Origin of the sequence: Paraburkholderia sp. BR14320, assembly GCF_040948665.1 — a bacterium.
In the GTDB taxonomy this organism is placed as follows: domain Bacteria; phylum Pseudomonadota; class Gammaproteobacteria; order Burkholderiales; family Burkholderiaceae; genus Paraburkholderia; species Paraburkholderia youngii.
Map to the genome: position 1 here is coordinate 1 of NZ_JBFPKG010000299.1, position 341 is coordinate 341.

Here is a 341-nt window from a genome sequence, read left to right on the forward strand (position 1 = left end):
CGCCGGGCAAGCAGATGCAAGCCGACTTCACGGTCATCCGTCGCGGCCGCGCGCCGCTGCTGGCGCTGGTCGCGACGCTCGGATACAGCCGTGCGAGCTTCGTGCGCTTCACCGCCGGGGAGGACGCCGCCACGCTGTGCGAGTGCCTGCGCGAAGCGTTCGTCTACTTCGGCGGTACACCCGAGCAGGTGCTATTTGATAACGCGAAGTCGGTGATTATCGAGCGAGATGCGTTCGGCGACGGCGAGCATCGATGGAACACCCAACTGCTTGCTCTGGCCGAAACCTACGGCTTCACGCCCAAGGTCTGCCAACCCTATCGGGCCAAGACCAAGGGGAAG

At 64.8% G+C, this 341-nt stretch carries 1 protein-coding gene; it reads left to right on the forward strand.

Annotated features, from left to right (window positions below):
- On the forward strand, nucleotides 1-341 hold a 341-nt coding region (locus tag AB3X89_RS40390; protein WP_368588083.1), incomplete at both ends, for a DDE-type integrase/transposase/recombinase.